Source organism: Actinoplanes sp. URMC 104, from assembly GCF_051386375.1.
Taxonomy (GTDB): domain Bacteria; phylum Actinomycetota; class Actinomycetes; order Mycobacteriales; family Micromonosporaceae; genus Actinoplanes.
Window position 1 is genome coordinate 1,829,924 of sequence record NZ_JBPQTO010000011.1, and the last position, 14,069, is coordinate 1,843,992.

Here is a 14,069-nt window from a genome sequence, read left to right on the forward strand (position 1 = left end):
GTCCTCTCCCGCCGCGCCGCCCGGCGGCTGATGCTCGATGCGTGACCACACCGACCGTGCTCGACCTCAACGGCGACCGTACCCCGACGTTTCTGCTGCTCCACGGCGGCGCGGGGCCCGTCTCGGTGCTGCCGTTCGCCCACCTGCTCGCCGAGCGCCTCGACGCCCGGGTGCTCGTGCCCACCCATCCCGGCTTCGCGGGCACCCCGCGGCCGGACGACCTGACGAGCATCGCCGGCCTGGCCCGCCTCTACGCCGGCCTGCTGAGCGACCTCGACGTCCACGACGTGACCGTGATCGGCAACTCGATCGGCGGCTGGATCGCCGCGGAGCTCGCCCTGGCCGACGGTTCCCGGCTCGCCCGCGTCGTGCTGGTGAACGCCGTCGGCCTCGACGTGCCCGAGCACCCGATCACCGACGTGTCCGGGCTGACCCCGGCCCAGCTGACCGCGCTGTCGTTCCACCGGCCGCCCGCGCTCCCGCCCGGCTCGCCGCGCCCCGGCCCCGACGTCCGGGCGCTGGCCGCCTACACGAGCATGCGGATGACCGATCCCAGCCTGCGCGACCGGCTCCCCGGCATCGACGTGCCGGTGCAGGTCGTGTGGGGCGAGTCCGACGGGATCGCCGGGCCCGCCTACGGCCGCGCCTACGCCGACGCCATCCCGGGCGCCGTGTTCATCCCGCTGCCGGAGGCCGGGCACCTGCCCCAGCTCGAGGCCCCCGAGCGCCTGTTGCCGGTCGTGGTCCCCGAGAGCCGTTAGGGCGTACGGCGTGTGCCGCCGTACGCCGCGGGAACCAGGTCGGCCCGGGGCTCACCGCTCCTGACGAGGTCGAGGATCGCGGCGGCGACCTGCTCGGGCGTGTCGAAGGCGGCGCCGGCCGTCATCGCCTCGGCCTCGGCGCGGCCGGCCCGCATCGAGGTGAGGAACTCGGTGCCGGTGACGAACGGGATGACGGTCGATACCGCGATCCCGGTCCCGTCGAGCTCGTTGCGGGCGATCGCGGAGAGCCGCTCGAGCGCGATCTTGGAAGCGACGTACCCGCCGGTGCCGGGGACGTCCGCGAAGGTCGTGCCGGAACTGACGTTGACGATGCTGCCCGCGCCCTGGCGGCGCATCGCCGGCAGCACCGCTTGCATCATCGCCAGCGGCGCCACGAGGTTCAGCTCCAGCACGGCGCGGAATTCGTCCAGCGAGATCTGCTCGATCCCGGCCTGCAGACCCTGACCGGCGTTGTTGACGAGCACGTCGATACGCCCGAACGCGTCCAGGGCGGCGCGGGCCACGGCGCCCACCTGCGCCCGGTCGGTGACGTCGCAGCGCACGGCGACGGCCCGGCCCAGCTCGTCCGCCAGATCGCGGACGCGCTCCTCGCGCCGGGCGGCCAGCACCAGGCGGGCGCCGGCCAGCGACGCGGCCCGAGCCGTCGCGGCTCCGATACCGGAGGAGGCCCCCGTGATCACGACGACCGAATCCTTGATCTCCACTGATCCTCCTTGCTCGCGGAGATCGTTACGCTACTGCCAAGTATCGTAAAGCGCTACTGCGGAGTAGCGTAAGTCACGCGGCGTGGCCTACCCTGCCGTGAATGGAGACCTCGAGTCCCCGGACCGGGCGCCCGTACGACCACTCGAGCGACGCGCTGATCCTGGCGACCACGCTCGACCTGCTCGCCGAGCGCGACTACGAGCGCGTCACCCTGGACGAGGTCGCCGCCCGCACCGGCAAGGCCAAGACCACCCTCTATCGCCGGTGGGCGACCAAGGAGGACCTCGTCCTCGCGGCGATCCGGGCCGCCGGGCGCCCGCCGGAGGCCGACCGGCTGCCGGACCTGGGGTCGCTCCGGTCGGACCTGCTCGCGGTGGTCGACTCCCCGTGGCTGGGCGGCTCCGACCGGCGGCTCGCGATCTTCAAGGGCCTCGCCTCGGCCACGCGCGGCTCGCAGCGGCTGGGCGACGTCGTCCGCTCCGAGGTGACCGAGCCGTACGTCGACGTCTACCGGCGCCTGCTGCACCGGGCGGTCGACCGGGGCGAGGTCTCCGCCGCCTTCGCCGCGAGCATCCCCGTCCTGGCCGAGGTGATCCCCGCGATGAGCACGCACCGCCTGAGCACCGGCCGCGGGCCCGTGCGGCGCGACTTCTTCGTCTCGGTGGTCGACGACGTCGTGCTCGCCGCCCTGCACGTGCCGACGCCGGTCAGACGGCGGACAGGGGGAACGCGACCCCGGTGAGACGTTCGGAGACCTCCCACAGCCGGCGCGCGGCGTCGTCGTCGAGCGCTTCGCCGGAGAGGGTCTCGACGGCGGCGGGTCCGCGCACCCCGAACCGGCTGGGACCGGCGAACCCGGCGCCGGGGACGGCGCCGGCGGTGGCCAGCAGGGTGGGCCGTGCCCCGGCTTCGGGGCCCTGGGCCAGCAATCGAGTCCCGAGGGCGAGGGTACGGTCGAGGAGCCACCGGCCGGTGGTCATGGTGAACCCGGTGGACGCCCAGCCGGGATGCGCCGCCGTCGCCAGGATCGGCGATCCGGCCGCGTCCAGGCGACGCTGCAGTTCCCGGGTGAACAGCAGGTTGGCCAGCTTGCTCTGCCCGTAGGCGCCGAACGGCCGGTAGGGCCGCCGGCGCCACTGCAGGTCGTCGAAGTCGATGCGGGCGCCGCGGTAGGCGGCGGACGACACGGTCACCACCCGCCTGGTGATCCGGCTCAGCAGCAGGTTGGTCAGGGCGAAGTGCCCGAGATGGTTGATGCCGAACTGGCTCTCGAAGCCGTCGGTGGTGGACTGCCGGGCGCCGGTCATGAGTCCGGCGTTGTTGATCAGGTAATCGACCGGGCCCTCCACCGTACGGGCGAACGCGCGCACGGAGGCCAGCGATCCGAGGTCGAGCGGGCGCGACTCGGCGCTGGCGCCGATCCCTTCCGCTGCCGCGCGGCCGCGGGTCTGGTCGCGCACGGCGAGGATGACCCGGGCCCCTCGCGCGGCCAGGGCGGCGGCCGTGGCCCTGCCGATGCCGCTGCTGCCGCCGGTGACGATGGCGGTCCGGCCGGTCTGGTCCGGGATGTGCATGCTGGTCATGCCGGACATGACAGCAACGGTCCGGCCCCGGTGTCCAAGACCTGCCTGGCAACCCGTGATGCCGGAAACGCATGACGCGGGACTAGCCTGGGATCGTGGTTCCCGATCTCGACCTCCGGCTGGTCCGCTACTTCACGGTCGTCGCCGAGCAGCTGAACTTCGCCCGGGCGGCCGAGGAGCTGCGGGTGGCGCAGCCCTCGCTGAGCCGGCAGATCCAGCGGCTGGAGAACACCCTCGGCGTACGCCTGCTGGACCGCACCACCCAGGGCAGCCGTCTCACCGCTGCGGGCGCGGCCTTCCTGCCCCAGGCACAGCAGCTGCTGCACGGCGCGCAGCAGGCGGTCCGCACCGCCCTGGCCGCGGCGCCGGCGCGCACGATCACCATCGGGTACGCCGACGACCTGGTCGTCTCCCCCGCCGTGCGCGCCCTGCGCCGGCGGTGTCCGGACGCCCATGTCCGCACCCGTCACCTCGGCTCGCAGGACGCCGTCACGCTGCCGGAGCGGCAGATCGATGCCCTGGTGACCCGCGCGCCGCTGCCGATCCCGGCCGACGGCCTGGCGGTGACGGTCCTGTACGCCGAGCCGCGGGTGCTGCTCGTCGGCGCGTCGCACCGCCTCGCCGGCCGGGAGGCGGTCACGGCGGCCGACCTCGCCGCGGAGCCCCTCGTGGGCTGCACCGGCATGGGGGCACAGTGGACGAGCTTCTGGCGGCTCGAACCGCGGCCGGACGGCGGCCACGCCCCGGTGGGTCCCGCCCTGGCCGAGACCCACGAGGACAAGCTCGAGGCGATCGCCGACGGCACCGCCATCGCCGTCGTCCCGGCCGGCGACCGGCGCTGGACCCTGCGTCCCGGCCTGGTCACCGTGGCGCTCGACGGCGTCGAGCCCTGCCGGGTCGTCGTCGCCACCCGGAGCGCGGACCCGAACCCCCTCGTCACGCAGTTCGTGCGCGCCGCGAAGGACCATCTGGCGGGGCCGGCCGCTCGCAGGTGAGCGGCGGGTACCGGCGCAGGAGCCACGCCTGCTGGGCGAGCGCGAACACGTTCTGCGTCGTCCAGTAGAGCAGCACGCCCACGGGGAGGATGACGCCGGAGACGAGCAGCGACAGCGGGACCCCGTACGTCATCAGCCGTTGGACCGTCCGCTGCAGGGGGTCGTCGGCGCGGGTCGCGGACAGGCGCATCGTGAGGAACGTGGTGGTCACCATGGCGGCGATCAGGAGTGCGGCGACCAGGGCGCCACCGGTGCTGAAGCTCGCGGCGATCGGGGCGCCGAGCAGGTGCGCGTGCGAGGCGTCGTGGAACTGGGCGGCAGTCCAGCCGTACAGGGTCCGGGTGGCCGGGTCGGTGGTGGTGGGCCGCAGGTGGCGCAGCACGTGGAACAACCCCAGGAAGACAGGCGCCTGGAGGATCAAGGGCATCAGGCTCCCGTACGGGCTGACGCGCTCGCGCCGGTAGAGGTCCTGGACGGCCGTGCCGAGTGCGCGCACGTCGTTGCCGTGCCGGGCTTGCAGCGACTTGAGCTCGGGCTGCAGGCGCTGCAGGGCGCGCTGCGAGCGGACCTGCCGGGCGAACAGCGGCAGCAGCGCGACGCGCACGGTGAGAACGAGGAACACGATGCTGAGCACCCACGCCCAGTCGGTGCCGAGCCCGGACTGCTCGCCCAGCAGGGCGGCCCAGGCGGAGTGCCAGAACAGCAGAAGCGCGGAGATGCCGGAATAGACGATGGACACGCGGAACCCCTCGAGAGGTGAGGACGACGGCGGACAGGTGTCGCCGGCGGCCGCGCGTGGTTCAGGCGGCCGCCGGGGGCCGCTCGGTGGGTCCTCTCGGGCGGGTGCGACCCGCGGCGTCGGGATCGCGGTGGCGGGGCACGCCCGCTCGGCGGGCGCGGGTGCGCAGCGCCAGCCCGGCGGTGGCCGGATCCGCGGCGGTGACGCGCCCGGTCAGCAGCAGCACCGCGGCGACCGCGGCGATCAGCAGCACGCCCGCCAGCCCGGACGGCCCGGCGTCGGTCAGCACGCCGACCAGCCACCAGATCGCGTCCAGCCAGGTCATGCCCGGCACGCTAGCAACCACGCGCCAGCGCCGATAACGTCGCACGGATGCGGGCCTCGCTGCCGACCCGGGTGCGGGCGGTCCTCGACGTGACCGGCCACATGCGGCAGATCGACCTCGTGGGGCCCGACGTGCCGCGCCTGCGCTGCCGACCGGGCGCGCACGTGGTGGTGCACGTCCCGCAGCGGCGGGTCTACTCGGTCTGGCGGCACGACCCGCGGGCGGCGTCGCTCTCGATCCGGGTAGCGCTGCACGACGCGGGCGGGCCGGGGTGTACGTGGGCCCGCAGCGTCGCGGAGGGCGACCGGGTCACGCTCGAGCCGCCCCGCAGCAAGATCACGTTGGACGGGACGGCGCGGTTCCATCTGTTCGCGGGCGACGAGACGGGGGCCGTGCCGCTGCTGGCGATGCGGGCGGCGCTGCGCGGCTCGACGGCCAGCGTGCACGGCGTCTTCGAGGCGGCGCAGCCTGCCGACGAGGTTCCCGGCGCGGCCGGCGTCGCGCCGCTGCCGTGGGTGCACCGCGGCGGCGCCTCACCGGTGGCTTCGCGGGTGCTGCTGCGCGCCGTCCAGGATCTCGACCTGCCGCCCGGCCCCGGCGCCGCCTACCTCGCCGGGGAGGCCGGCACGTGCCGGCTGCTGCAGCGCCACCTCGTCGAGCAACGCGGATGGCCGCGCCGCGCGGTCCGCGTGCAGCCACAGTGGGCGCCGGGCCACCCGGGTTTCGGCGCCGGCCGCGACTGACCGCCCGCGCCCGCCTCGACGCGGCGCCGCCACACCGAAGCCGCCGCGCGCCTCGAAAGGCCGGCACAGGCCACGACTGACTGTCGGGCGCGGTTCCGCTCCCTTGACCCTGACCTTGGGTCAGGCCCCAGCGTGGTGTGTGCCGGTCGCAGGGACCGGCACGGCGCCGGGCTCCGGCGCCGAGCCGCAGGCGACGTCGAGGAGACCACAATGCCCACCGGACTCGACCACCTGATCGGACTGCTGCTCAGGCCCGCCGCCGACCATCGGCGGCAGCGGCCCGGCAGCGCCCCGCGAAGCTCCCGGGACATCGCTCATCAGGTCCGACGAGCCGAGGAGCAGCGCCTGCTCGAGGGCCGCCGGCCTTAGGCGCGCCCGGTCAGTCCTGTTCGGTGACCGCCCGGTCGGGCGTGGTGGCGTCGTCGTCGGTGCCCTGGTCGTTGGGCTCCGCGCCGCGGTCCTCGTCGTCCTGGCCGCCCGCCGAGCCGGCGCTCAGCACCGGGTCGTTGCGGAGGATGTCGGCGGCCTGCTCGTTGGTGAGCGCGTGGTGTTCGTCGGTCATCGCCCTGTGCTACCCCGCGGCGAGGGGTCACAACCGGGCCGCGGGGTCAGAAGCCCGTACCGCTCTGGACATCCACCTCGGTGGCGGACACCGCCGTGCCGTCGACGGTCGCGGACTTGCTGGTGGTGTCCAGCCGGGGCGCGGGTTGCGGGGTGCCGCCGACGGCGAGCACGCCGACCTGGCTGCCGTCGGACAGGACGATCCAGCCGCCGCTCACCTCGGCGTTGCGGACGCGCCCGGAGGCGCGGTAGAGGCCGGACGGCTTCTTGACGGCCGGGATCTGGTACGTGTGGGTCTCGCCCTCCACCGTGATTTCCACGCTCAGCCGCCCGGCGCTGAACGAGCCGGTCAGCTTGCCGCCCGTCTTCTTGCTGCTCGCCGTGAGGTCGCCGCCGTCGATCGAGCCCTTGAACCAGGCCTCGAGGGTGTTGCCGTCGCACAGGTAGGCGACGACCGTGCCGTCGCGGACGGCGATGTAGATGGTGCCCCAGCCGCCGGGCAGGCGGGAGGCGTAGGTCTCCCGGGAGGGGTATCCCACGGTCTCCTTCGTCACCGGCGGCGCAACGACGTCGGTCGGCGCCGTCGTGGGCGTCGGCGACGGCGTGGTGGTGGCCGTGGCGGTGGGCGTGGGCTGGGCCATCGTGTCGTTGCCGTTGGCGTCGCCGAGCCGGAACGCGAGCACCGCCACGGCGACCACGGCGATGACCGCGGCGAGGATGGCGGCGTGCTTGCCGGTCAGCGAGACGTGCAGCGTCTTGTCCTGGGGCGCGAACGAGACCACCGACGGCGACGCCGGCGCGGACTGGGCCGGGAAGGTCGGGCGCGCTGCCGGAGCGGACGAGCACTGATCCGGGGCGGCGTACGGGGAACCCGCCGCGGAGGCGGCGAAGGGCGGCGCCGACGCGGGATGGGGCGGGGTCGCCCCGGGATAGGGCGGCGCCGACGCGGGATGGGGCGGGATCGGCCCGGGATAGGGCGGCGCCGGCGACGGCGGAGCGGAGAAGGGCGGCGCCATGGGAGGCGGCGGCCACAGCGGCGCATCGGCCACGGTGGGCCAGTCGCCCGTGGCGTAGCCGGCGCCCGTCGGATAGCCGGCGGCCGCCGAGGATGGGGCGGCCGCGCGGAACTGGGCGGCCGCGGTGCTCGCGGAGGGCCGCTGCGCCGGGTCGGCGGAGAGCATCTGCTGCACCAGCGGTCGCAGCTGCGGCGGCACGGCGGACAGGCCGGGCCCGCCCGCGCCGGGGTGCATGCCCGTGACGAGCTCGAGGAAGATCGCGCCCAGCGAGTACAGGTCGGCCGCGGGGGTGGGGGCGCCGCCGGTCCACAGTTCCGGCGCCGCGTAGCCGTTGGTCAGGTTGGCCGGGCGCCCCGCGTCCCACATGAGGGTGGTCAGGCCGAAGTCGGTGACCCGGACCGTGACCGGGTCGCCGCCGGTGACCAGCACGTTCTCGGGCACGAGGCTCAGGTGCGAGATGCCCCGGGCGTGCGCGGCGGCCAGCGCCGCGGCGACCTGGGCGGCGATCCCGGCCGCCTCGGTCGCGGGCAGCACGCCGCCGCGGCGGGCCTGGTGCTGGCGCAGGTTGACCCCGTCCACGTACTCGCGCAGCAGCGCGATGCGCACCTGTTCCACCACCACGCCGCGGACGCCCACGATGTTTTCGTGGCGCAGCTCGCGCAGGACCGTCTCCTCGCGCAGGAAGACCTCGCGGACCCGCTGGTCCGCGGCGAAGTCCGGCCCGAACAGCTTGGCGGCGTAGTCCGCGCCGCCGAGTGTGCTCGTCGCCCGTCGCACGACCGCCGTGGGTCCCCGCCCGATTTCCTCGCGCAGGCGGTAGTCGCGACCGAGCTGCTCCTCGTCGGCCATCGCCATTTTCCTTCCGTAGCCGGCTCGCCGGAATGCGTTTCCGCCGCGGCCGGGAGGAATGGTCCACAATGGCGCTTCCAGCAGGCCGGACGCTCCGTTGCGATGCCTCAAAGATTTCTCCGTACGCGTATCGCGCCCATCGGTCGGACGTACGGATCATGACAACCGACCGGCTATCCAGAGTCACCACAACTGCACCCGGAGTGACCATTCTCCCGGCCTATTCCGTGGTTTCCCGCACCCACGGCAGCAGCACGGCCTCCACCGCGACGAGCAGGTAATAGAGCGCGATGCTCAGCGCGGCCACCAGGGCGATCGCGGCGAACGACAGCGCGGTGTCCGAGCCCGCGGTCGTGATGATGTAGCCGAGCCCGGAACCCGCGCCGAACAGCTCGCCGAGCAGCACGCCGATCACGGCCAGCGGCAGCCCGAGCTTGAGGCCCACGAAGATCTGCGGGAGCGCGCCGGGCAGCCGGATCCGCGTGAACGTCTGCCAGCGGCCCGCGGCCATCGACCGGGCCAGCTCCGCGAGGTCGCCGGGCGTACGCGACAACCCGGTCACCACGGCGAGCACGATCGGGAAGAAGCACAGCAGCACCGCCATCACGACGCTGGGCGTGCGGCCCACCCCGAACCAGACCAGCAGCAGCGGGCCGAAGGCCATCTTCGGTACGGCGTTGAGCGCCACCAGCGAGGGCAGGAACGCCCGCTCCAGCGTGCGCGAGGTGCCCAGCAGCGCGCCGAGCAGCAGCCCCAGCACGACGGTCGTCGCGAAGCCCTGCACCGTGGCCAGCAGCGTGATCCCGGCGTTGCCGACCAGATAGCCGGGCATCCGGCCGAACGCCGCCACGACCTGCGGAGGCGTGGGCGCGGTGTACGACTCGACGCCGAACACGACGATCGCCAGCCACCACAGTCCGACGCTGACAGCGCCGCCGAGCACCGCCAGCGCGACCGCCCCCGCCCGGCGGGTCATCCCGGCAGCAGGTCGGCGGCGACCACCTCCTGCGGGTCGAACACGTCGGAGATGACGCCCGCGCCCTGCAGGATGGCGATGTTGCGGGCGACCCGCTGCGGGTCGAGCGCGCCGACCGGCGTGCCCCCGGCGGCCGACTTGGCGTACGGGACCATCAGCGTGTTCTCCGCGGCGGCGACCGGCTCGGGCTGGATCTTCTGGTGCTTGGCGTAGATCCGCCCGGCCTCGGCGGGGTCGGCCATCGCGTCGCTGAGCCCCTTGAGGAGCGCCCCGTTGAATCGGCGTACGCGCTCGGGGTCCTTTTCGGCGGCCTTGCGCGTCACGCCGATGCCGACGCCGTAGAGGTCGGTGAGGTAGTCGGTGTAGGGCAGCACCGTGATGGCCCGGCCCTTGGCCACACGCTCGATGCCCGGCTTGCCGACCGCGAACTGGGTGGCGGCGTCGACCGTGCCCGCGGCGAGGTTCTGCGGATGCTGCTCCAGCGGGATGTTGATCCACCGGATGCGCGACGCGTCGATGCCGGCGAGCTTCGCGTACGCCGGGAACAGCGACTTGGCCACGCCGCCGGGCAGGTACGCGATCTTCTTGCCGGCGAGGTCCTTGGGGCCGGCGATGCCGCTGCCCTCGAGCGCCATGATGCACTGCAGGTTGCGCTGCTGGATGGCGTCGACGATGGTGAAGTCGCGGAACCTGCCGTTGCCGTACTCGATGAGCGCGGCGGTGATGTCGAGCGCCGCGAAGTCGACCTGGCCGCTCTGCAGCAGCTGCAGGTTCGGGCCCGTGCCCTTGCCCGCCTGCACCTCCACGTCGAAGCCGGCCTCGTGGAAGTAGCCCTTCTCCGAGGCGACATACACGTACGCCTCCCGGCCGAGAATGCTGGCGCCGGTGAGGAACTTGACCCGCTCGATGCCGCTCCCGCGATCGCCGTCGCCGTCGCCGTCGGACTGCGCGGTGCAGCCCGCGCCGAGCGCGAGCAGCGGCGCGCTGAGCAGCGCGCGCCGCCTCACGGCTTGCGCCCGATCGTCGACAGCAGCAGGATGCCGCGCAGCACGAGCCGCGGGTCCAGCGCGAGGCGCCGCAACGTCTCCAGGTCCTCGGCGGGCATGCCCTCCTCGACGAGCCGGTCGTGCAGTTCCTTCGAGCCCGAGTACGCCAGCAGGCACACGCCCGTCCCGCCGGCGAACGACCCCTGCCAGCTCTGCGTGTCCACGTCCTCGAGGCCGATCTCGAGCATCGCGGCGTGCTTGAGCCGGTTCCACGTCCGGTCGTTGCCGCTGGCGGTCAGCACCCGGGTCAGCGCCCTCTCGTAGGCGGCGAAGACGTCGTACGCCCGGGGGTCCGGGGTGGCCAGCACCGCGCGGCTCCAGCCCGCCTCGAGCTCCTCCACCACGAGCGCGCCGCCCGGGGCCAGCGCGGCGGCCAGCTTGGCGAGCACCTCGCGCCGCTGCGGCAGGTGCTGCAGGACGGCCCGTGCGTGGATGAGGTCGAACGGGCCCTCGGGCAGCGGTTCGCCGACCACGTCGTGCCGCAGCACGGTCAGGTGCGGGTGGTCCGCGACGTGCTGCGGCTTGAGGTCCGTCGCGACGACCCGCCCGCGCGGGCCGGCCTGCTCGGCCAGCCACACCGCGATCGTGCCCGCGCCCGCGCCGATCTCGAGACAGCGCATCCCCTCGGCGGCGCCCGCCTGCCGCAGGCGCGCGATGGTGAACTCGTCGAGCGTGGCCGCGAGCGCGGCGAGCATGCCGGCCGCCGTCGGCTCGTCGTTGTCGAAGGCGTACGGGGTACGGGTCGCCCTGGGCGCGGCCATAGAACCTCCACAGGTGGTCACAAATGCGGCGCAACTCCCACGATTGCCGTCCGAGACCCTAGCGAAGCCCACTCCATGATCGGAATGATTTATGGAAATGCATCGATGTCTTGCCTGCGGTCCCCGCCCCCTATGGCAGGAACTCGCGGAAGTGCTCGGCCACCACATCGGCCACGGCCCGGGCGTCGCGGGACCCGTCCACCTCGATGACGCGAATGGTCAGGCGCTCGGCGTTGCGGACCGCGTCGTCGGCGATCAGCCGGTCGCGGGCGATCCGGTTCCGCCGGGCGAGCTGCGGGTCGCTGACGTTCACCCGCAGGGCGCCGGCGCGGGGCAGCTCCCGGAGTTGCCGCTGCCGGAAGTCCTCGGTGGGCACCATGACCACCATGCGCCGCGTCGTGGACAGCAGGGGCGCGACCAGTTCCGGCCGCAGTCCCCACCCGTCGGCGACCACGGGGCGCGGCGAGGTGAGAGCGCGCAGGTCGTCCAGGACGTACGCGAAGCGCTCCACGAAGATGTCGCGGGCCTGCTCGACGGCCTGCTCGACGGCCTGCTCGACGGTCGGCCGGACCCACATGTCCTCCGCGGAAGGCTCGACGGGCCGTTCGCCGCGCCGTAGTTGCGCCGCCATCCGCCGGTCGAGGTGGCCCCGAGCGTCGTGGTAGTCGTAGTGGTAGTGGATGAGGCCGTACCGCTCGGCGAGAATCCCGGCGACGGTCGTCTTGCCGGCCCACTGCCCGCCACCGATCCAGAGGGCCCGTCGCAGGGTCGTGCAGAGATCCCCATGCATGACAAGACCCTGACCCCGATCTTCAGCACGATCAAGTCTTGTTCTTGCCGGTCCACCTTGGTTGTCTGGAGGTAGAGGGGCTTCGGATGCCCGCCGCCGAGTCGGGGTCAGGGCTCGTAGGTCAGGGCTCGTAGGTCAGGTCCAGCGTGTCGGTGTGGTCCCCCCAGGTCAGGGTCAGGTGCCAGCAGCCGGCGCGGGGCAGGTCGACCAGCGAAGGGCCGGGGCCGCCGGCGACCGTCTGCTCGTGGCGCACGTCGGCGCGGTCGAGGACGGCGGAGATGTGCAGGTCGTTGCCGCGTTCGACGGGCTCCCGGGCGACCCACAGGATCTTGTTGCCGCGGTCGGGGGCGGGCGACGCCTGCAGGGGCCGGCCGAAGATGATCGCGACGATGTCGCCGGCGGCGCCGTAGACCTGGGGCACGCCGCTGCCGTCGTCGCTGAAGCCGGCGCGCGCCCACTCCGGCAGCGGACCCGTGCGCACCGGCGAGCCGCAGGCGGCGGAGGCGACCGGCGTCGACGACGGCGCGGAGGGCGGCGCGGACAGCGCAGACGGCGGCGTGGATGCCGGCGTGGACGGCGGTGTGGACGTGCATCCGGCGAGCAGCAGCAGCGCGACGGCGACAGCGGCGAGGGTCCTCATGTCCGGCTGACACCGCGGAGGCGTCGCGGGTTCCCGCGGCGTGAGCTCACGGATCGCGGGGCCCGGGACAGCTGCACCGCAGGAGCGGGTCGATCTCGTCGGCGCACTCGTGCCGGAGGACGTGGGCCCGGTCGTGGACCCGGCTCAGCTGCGCGCCGGTGAGACGGCGCGCCTCCCAGAGCAGGGCGGCGGCCCCGGCGGCGTCCGGGTGGACCGGCCGGTCGAGCACCGCCACGTCCACGCCGGTCAGCGCGCTGAGGTCGCGCGCCGGGATGTCCAGCAGGGCGGCGATCCGGGTCAGCAGCTCCGGCGTCAGTGCCTTGCGGCCGTGCCCGATCATGCCGATCGTCGACGCCGACAGCGCGTCGCCGCGCCCCAGCCCGAGCAGGTACTTCGCCGCCCCGGTCCAGGTCAGGTTGCGGTTGTGCAGCAGCCGCAGCAGCAGCCCGCCGGGACCGTCCGGATAGTGCTGGAACGACGGCACCGGCGGGCGCGGCCCCGGCGGGCGCGGCAGCTGCGGCAAGGACGCCACGAACTCCCGCAGCCGCGGCACGGCGCCCGGCAGGTACGTCATCGGCCACGCCAGCAGGGCGGCGCCGCCGGTGGTGTCGAGCGGGGTGAGGTCGTCGGGCACCGGCTCGTCCACGATCACGAACAGGTCGCTGGTGTGCAGACCCAGGGCCGGCGCCACGCGGCGCAGCAGCCCCGGGTCGGGCCCGCCGCCGGGCAGGGCCGTTCCGCGCAGCTCCGCCAGCCGCCTGAGGCGCTCGCCCGGTCCGGGGAAGGCCTGCACCCCTACGGCCGTACGGCCTTGGCGTGGAAGACCTGGGTGCCGAACGGGACGTCGGCGGGCGTGTAGGCGATGCGGCCGGCGCACAGACCGCGCGCGGCGAGGTCGGCGGCGATCAGCGGGACGGCCTCGATGGTGGCCGGCGGCCAGTCGTGCATGAGGATGATGCCGCCGGGCTGCAGGGTGTGCGCGGCCGCCGCGATCTCCTCGGCCGTGGCTCCGGCCCAGTCGCGCGAGTCGACCGTCCACAGCACCTCGAGCACCCCGATGCGGCTCGCGTCGGCGCGGACCTGCTCGTCGGTCTCGCCGTACGGCGGGCGGAACAGGGTCGGCTCCCGGCCGGTGATGTCGCGCAGCACCCACTGCGTGCTCGCGATCTCCTGGAAGGCCGCGGCGTCCTCGATCTGGGTGAGGTGGGGGTGGGTGAAGGTGTGGTTGCCCACCCACATGCCGGCGCGCAGCTCGGCGCGGACCAGCTCCGGGCGTTCCAGCGAATTGTTGCCCTGGTTGAAGAAGGTGGCGCGCAGCTTGTTCTTGCGCAGCGCCGCCAGCAGCTGGTCGGTGGTGGCGCTCGGCCCGTCGTCGTAGGTGAGGCCGACGTACCCGTTGGCGCAGGACCTGCCGTGCGCGGGAGCGCGCGAGGCTCCGGCGGCTCCGACGAGGGTGAGCGTGCAGGCGGCGAGCAGCGCGGTGAGCCGGAGACGACGTTCTCTCATGGCTGGCCCCTCCTTGCGGAAGCGAATCTTTCGGACGGCGATCACCTCGCAC

At 74.0% G+C, this 14,069-nt stretch carries 18 protein-coding genes; 5 read left to right on the forward strand and 13 right to left on the reverse strand.

Annotated elements, in window-relative coordinates:
- Positions 1 to 41 precede the first annotated feature (41 nt).
- Positions 42 to 761, forward strand: coding sequence for an alpha/beta fold hydrolase (locus ACSNN8_RS34155; RefSeq protein WP_436654267.1), 720 nt, complete (start codon positions 42 to 44; stop codon positions 759 to 761).
- On the opposite strand, the gene ACSNN8_RS34160 is transcribed toward ACSNN8_RS34155, so the two are convergent.
- Positions 758 to 1,486 (reverse strand): SDR family NAD(P)-dependent oxidoreductase, encoded by a 729-nt coding sequence (locus ACSNN8_RS34160; protein ID WP_436654268.1) that lies wholly within the window; start codon positions 1,484 to 1,486, stop codon positions 758 to 760. The genes ACSNN8_RS34155 and ACSNN8_RS34160 overlap by 4 nt on opposite strands.
- Positions 1,487 to 1,587: 101 nt before the next feature.
- On the opposite strand from ACSNN8_RS34160, the gene ACSNN8_RS34165 reads away from it, so the two are divergent.
- A complete protein-coding gene (locus ACSNN8_RS34165; protein WP_436654269.1) occupies positions 1,588 to 2,229 on the forward strand; it encodes a TetR/AcrR family transcriptional regulator in 642 nt (213 codons plus the stop codon).
- Here ACSNN8_RS34165 and ACSNN8_RS34170 read toward each other — a convergent pair.
- Positions 2,195 to 3,070: an oxidoreductase gene (locus ACSNN8_RS34170; protein ID WP_436654270.1), complete on the reverse strand. Its 876-nt coding sequence runs from the start codon at positions 3,068 to 3,070 to the stop codon at positions 2,195 to 2,197. The two genes, ACSNN8_RS34165 and ACSNN8_RS34170, sit on opposite strands and share 35 nt — an antisense overlap.
- A gap of 95 nt (positions 3,071 to 3,165) precedes the next feature.
- On the opposite strand from ACSNN8_RS34170, the gene ACSNN8_RS34175 reads away from it, so the two are divergent.
- Entirely contained in the window at positions 3,166 to 4,065 is a 900-nt protein-coding gene (locus tag ACSNN8_RS34175; protein WP_436654272.1) for a LysR family transcriptional regulator, read from the forward strand.
- Here the strand turns inward: ACSNN8_RS34175 and yidC are convergent.
- Together yidC and ACSNN8_RS34185 are read right to left on the reverse strand one after the other, a co-directional pair.
- The gene (yidC, locus tag ACSNN8_RS34180; protein WP_436654273.1) at positions 4,007 to 4,804 is read right to left on the reverse strand and encodes a membrane protein insertase YidC; all 798 of its coding nucleotides are present in this window, start codon (positions 4,802 to 4,804) and stop codon (positions 4,007 to 4,009) included. The genes ACSNN8_RS34175 and yidC overlap by 59 nt on opposite strands.
- A gap of 61 nt (positions 4,805 to 4,865) precedes the next feature.
- Positions 4,866 to 5,129: a DUF6412 domain-containing protein gene (locus tag ACSNN8_RS34185; RefSeq protein ID WP_436654275.1), complete on the reverse strand. Its 264-nt coding sequence runs from the start codon at positions 5,127 to 5,129 to the stop codon at positions 4,866 to 4,868.
- 47 nt (positions 5,130 to 5,176) lie between these two features.
- Between ACSNN8_RS34185 and ACSNN8_RS34190 the strand changes: the two genes are divergently transcribed.
- Complete coding sequence (locus tag ACSNN8_RS34190) at positions 5,177 to 5,872, forward strand: siderophore-interacting protein (RefSeq protein WP_436654276.1); 696 nt, start codon at positions 5,177 to 5,179, stop codon at positions 5,870 to 5,872.
- A 210-nt stretch (positions 5,873 to 6,082) separates the two neighbouring features.
- Positions 6,083 to 6,241 carry a hypothetical protein gene (locus ACSNN8_RS34195; protein WP_436654278.1) on the forward strand — a complete coding sequence of 53 codons (159 nt, stop codon included), beginning with the start codon at positions 6,083 to 6,085 and terminating at the stop codon, positions 6,239 to 6,241.
- A 10-nt stretch (positions 6,242 to 6,251) separates the two neighbouring features.
- On the opposite strand, the gene ACSNN8_RS34200 is transcribed toward ACSNN8_RS34195, so the two are convergent.
- The 9 genes from ACSNN8_RS34200 to ACSNN8_RS34240 all read right to left on the reverse strand — a co-directional run bounded on the left by ACSNN8_RS34200 (position 6,252) and on the right by ACSNN8_RS34240 (position 14,017).
- Complete coding sequence (locus ACSNN8_RS34200; protein ID WP_436654279.1) at positions 6,252 to 6,434, reverse strand: hypothetical protein; 183 nt, start codon at positions 6,432 to 6,434, stop codon at positions 6,252 to 6,254.
- A 46-nt stretch (positions 6,435 to 6,480) separates the two neighbouring features.
- Positions 6,481 to 8,304, reverse strand: a complete 1,824-nt coding sequence (locus ACSNN8_RS34205) for a serine/threonine-protein kinase (RefSeq protein WP_436654281.1) — start codon at positions 8,302 to 8,304, stop codon at positions 6,481 to 6,483.
- A gap of 214 nt (positions 8,305 to 8,518) precedes the next feature.
- Positions 8,519 to 9,274, reverse strand: coding sequence for an ABC transporter permease (locus tag ACSNN8_RS34210; RefSeq protein WP_436654282.1), 756 nt, complete (start codon positions 9,272 to 9,274; stop codon positions 8,519 to 8,521).
- Positions 9,271 to 10,281, reverse strand: a complete 1,011-nt coding sequence (locus ACSNN8_RS34215; protein WP_436654283.1) for an ABC transporter substrate-binding protein — start codon at positions 10,279 to 10,281, stop codon at positions 9,271 to 9,273. Before ACSNN8_RS34215 ends, ACSNN8_RS34210 begins: the two co-directional genes overlap by 4 nt.
- Complete coding sequence (locus ACSNN8_RS34220; protein ID WP_436654285.1) at positions 10,278 to 11,081, reverse strand: class I SAM-dependent methyltransferase; 804 nt, start codon at positions 11,079 to 11,081, stop codon at positions 10,278 to 10,280. The genes ACSNN8_RS34215 and ACSNN8_RS34220 overlap by 4 nt, the downstream gene beginning before the upstream one ends.
- Before the next feature lie 130 nt (positions 11,082 to 11,211).
- Positions 11,212 to 11,871 carry a hypothetical protein gene (locus ACSNN8_RS34225; protein ID WP_436654287.1) on the reverse strand — a complete coding sequence of 220 codons (660 nt, stop codon included), beginning with the start codon at positions 11,869 to 11,871 and terminating at the stop codon, positions 11,212 to 11,214.
- Positions 11,872 to 11,992: 121 nt separating this feature from the next.
- Positions 11,993 to 12,511 carry a hypothetical protein gene (locus tag ACSNN8_RS34230; RefSeq protein ID WP_436654289.1) on the reverse strand — a complete coding sequence of 173 codons (519 nt, stop codon included), beginning with the start codon at positions 12,509 to 12,511 and terminating at the stop codon, positions 11,993 to 11,995.
- Between the two features lie 46 nt (positions 12,512 to 12,557).
- The gene (locus tag ACSNN8_RS34235) at positions 12,558 to 13,304 is read right to left on the reverse strand and encodes an XRE family transcriptional regulator (RefSeq protein WP_436654291.1); all 747 of its coding nucleotides are present in this window, start codon (positions 13,302 to 13,304) and stop codon (positions 12,558 to 12,560) included.
- Between the two features lie 2 nt (positions 13,305 to 13,306).
- Positions 13,307 to 14,017, reverse strand: a complete 711-nt coding sequence (locus ACSNN8_RS34240) for a polysaccharide deacetylase family protein (protein ID WP_436654293.1) — start codon at positions 14,015 to 14,017, stop codon at positions 13,307 to 13,309.
- Positions 14,018 to 14,069 lie beyond the last annotated feature (52 nt).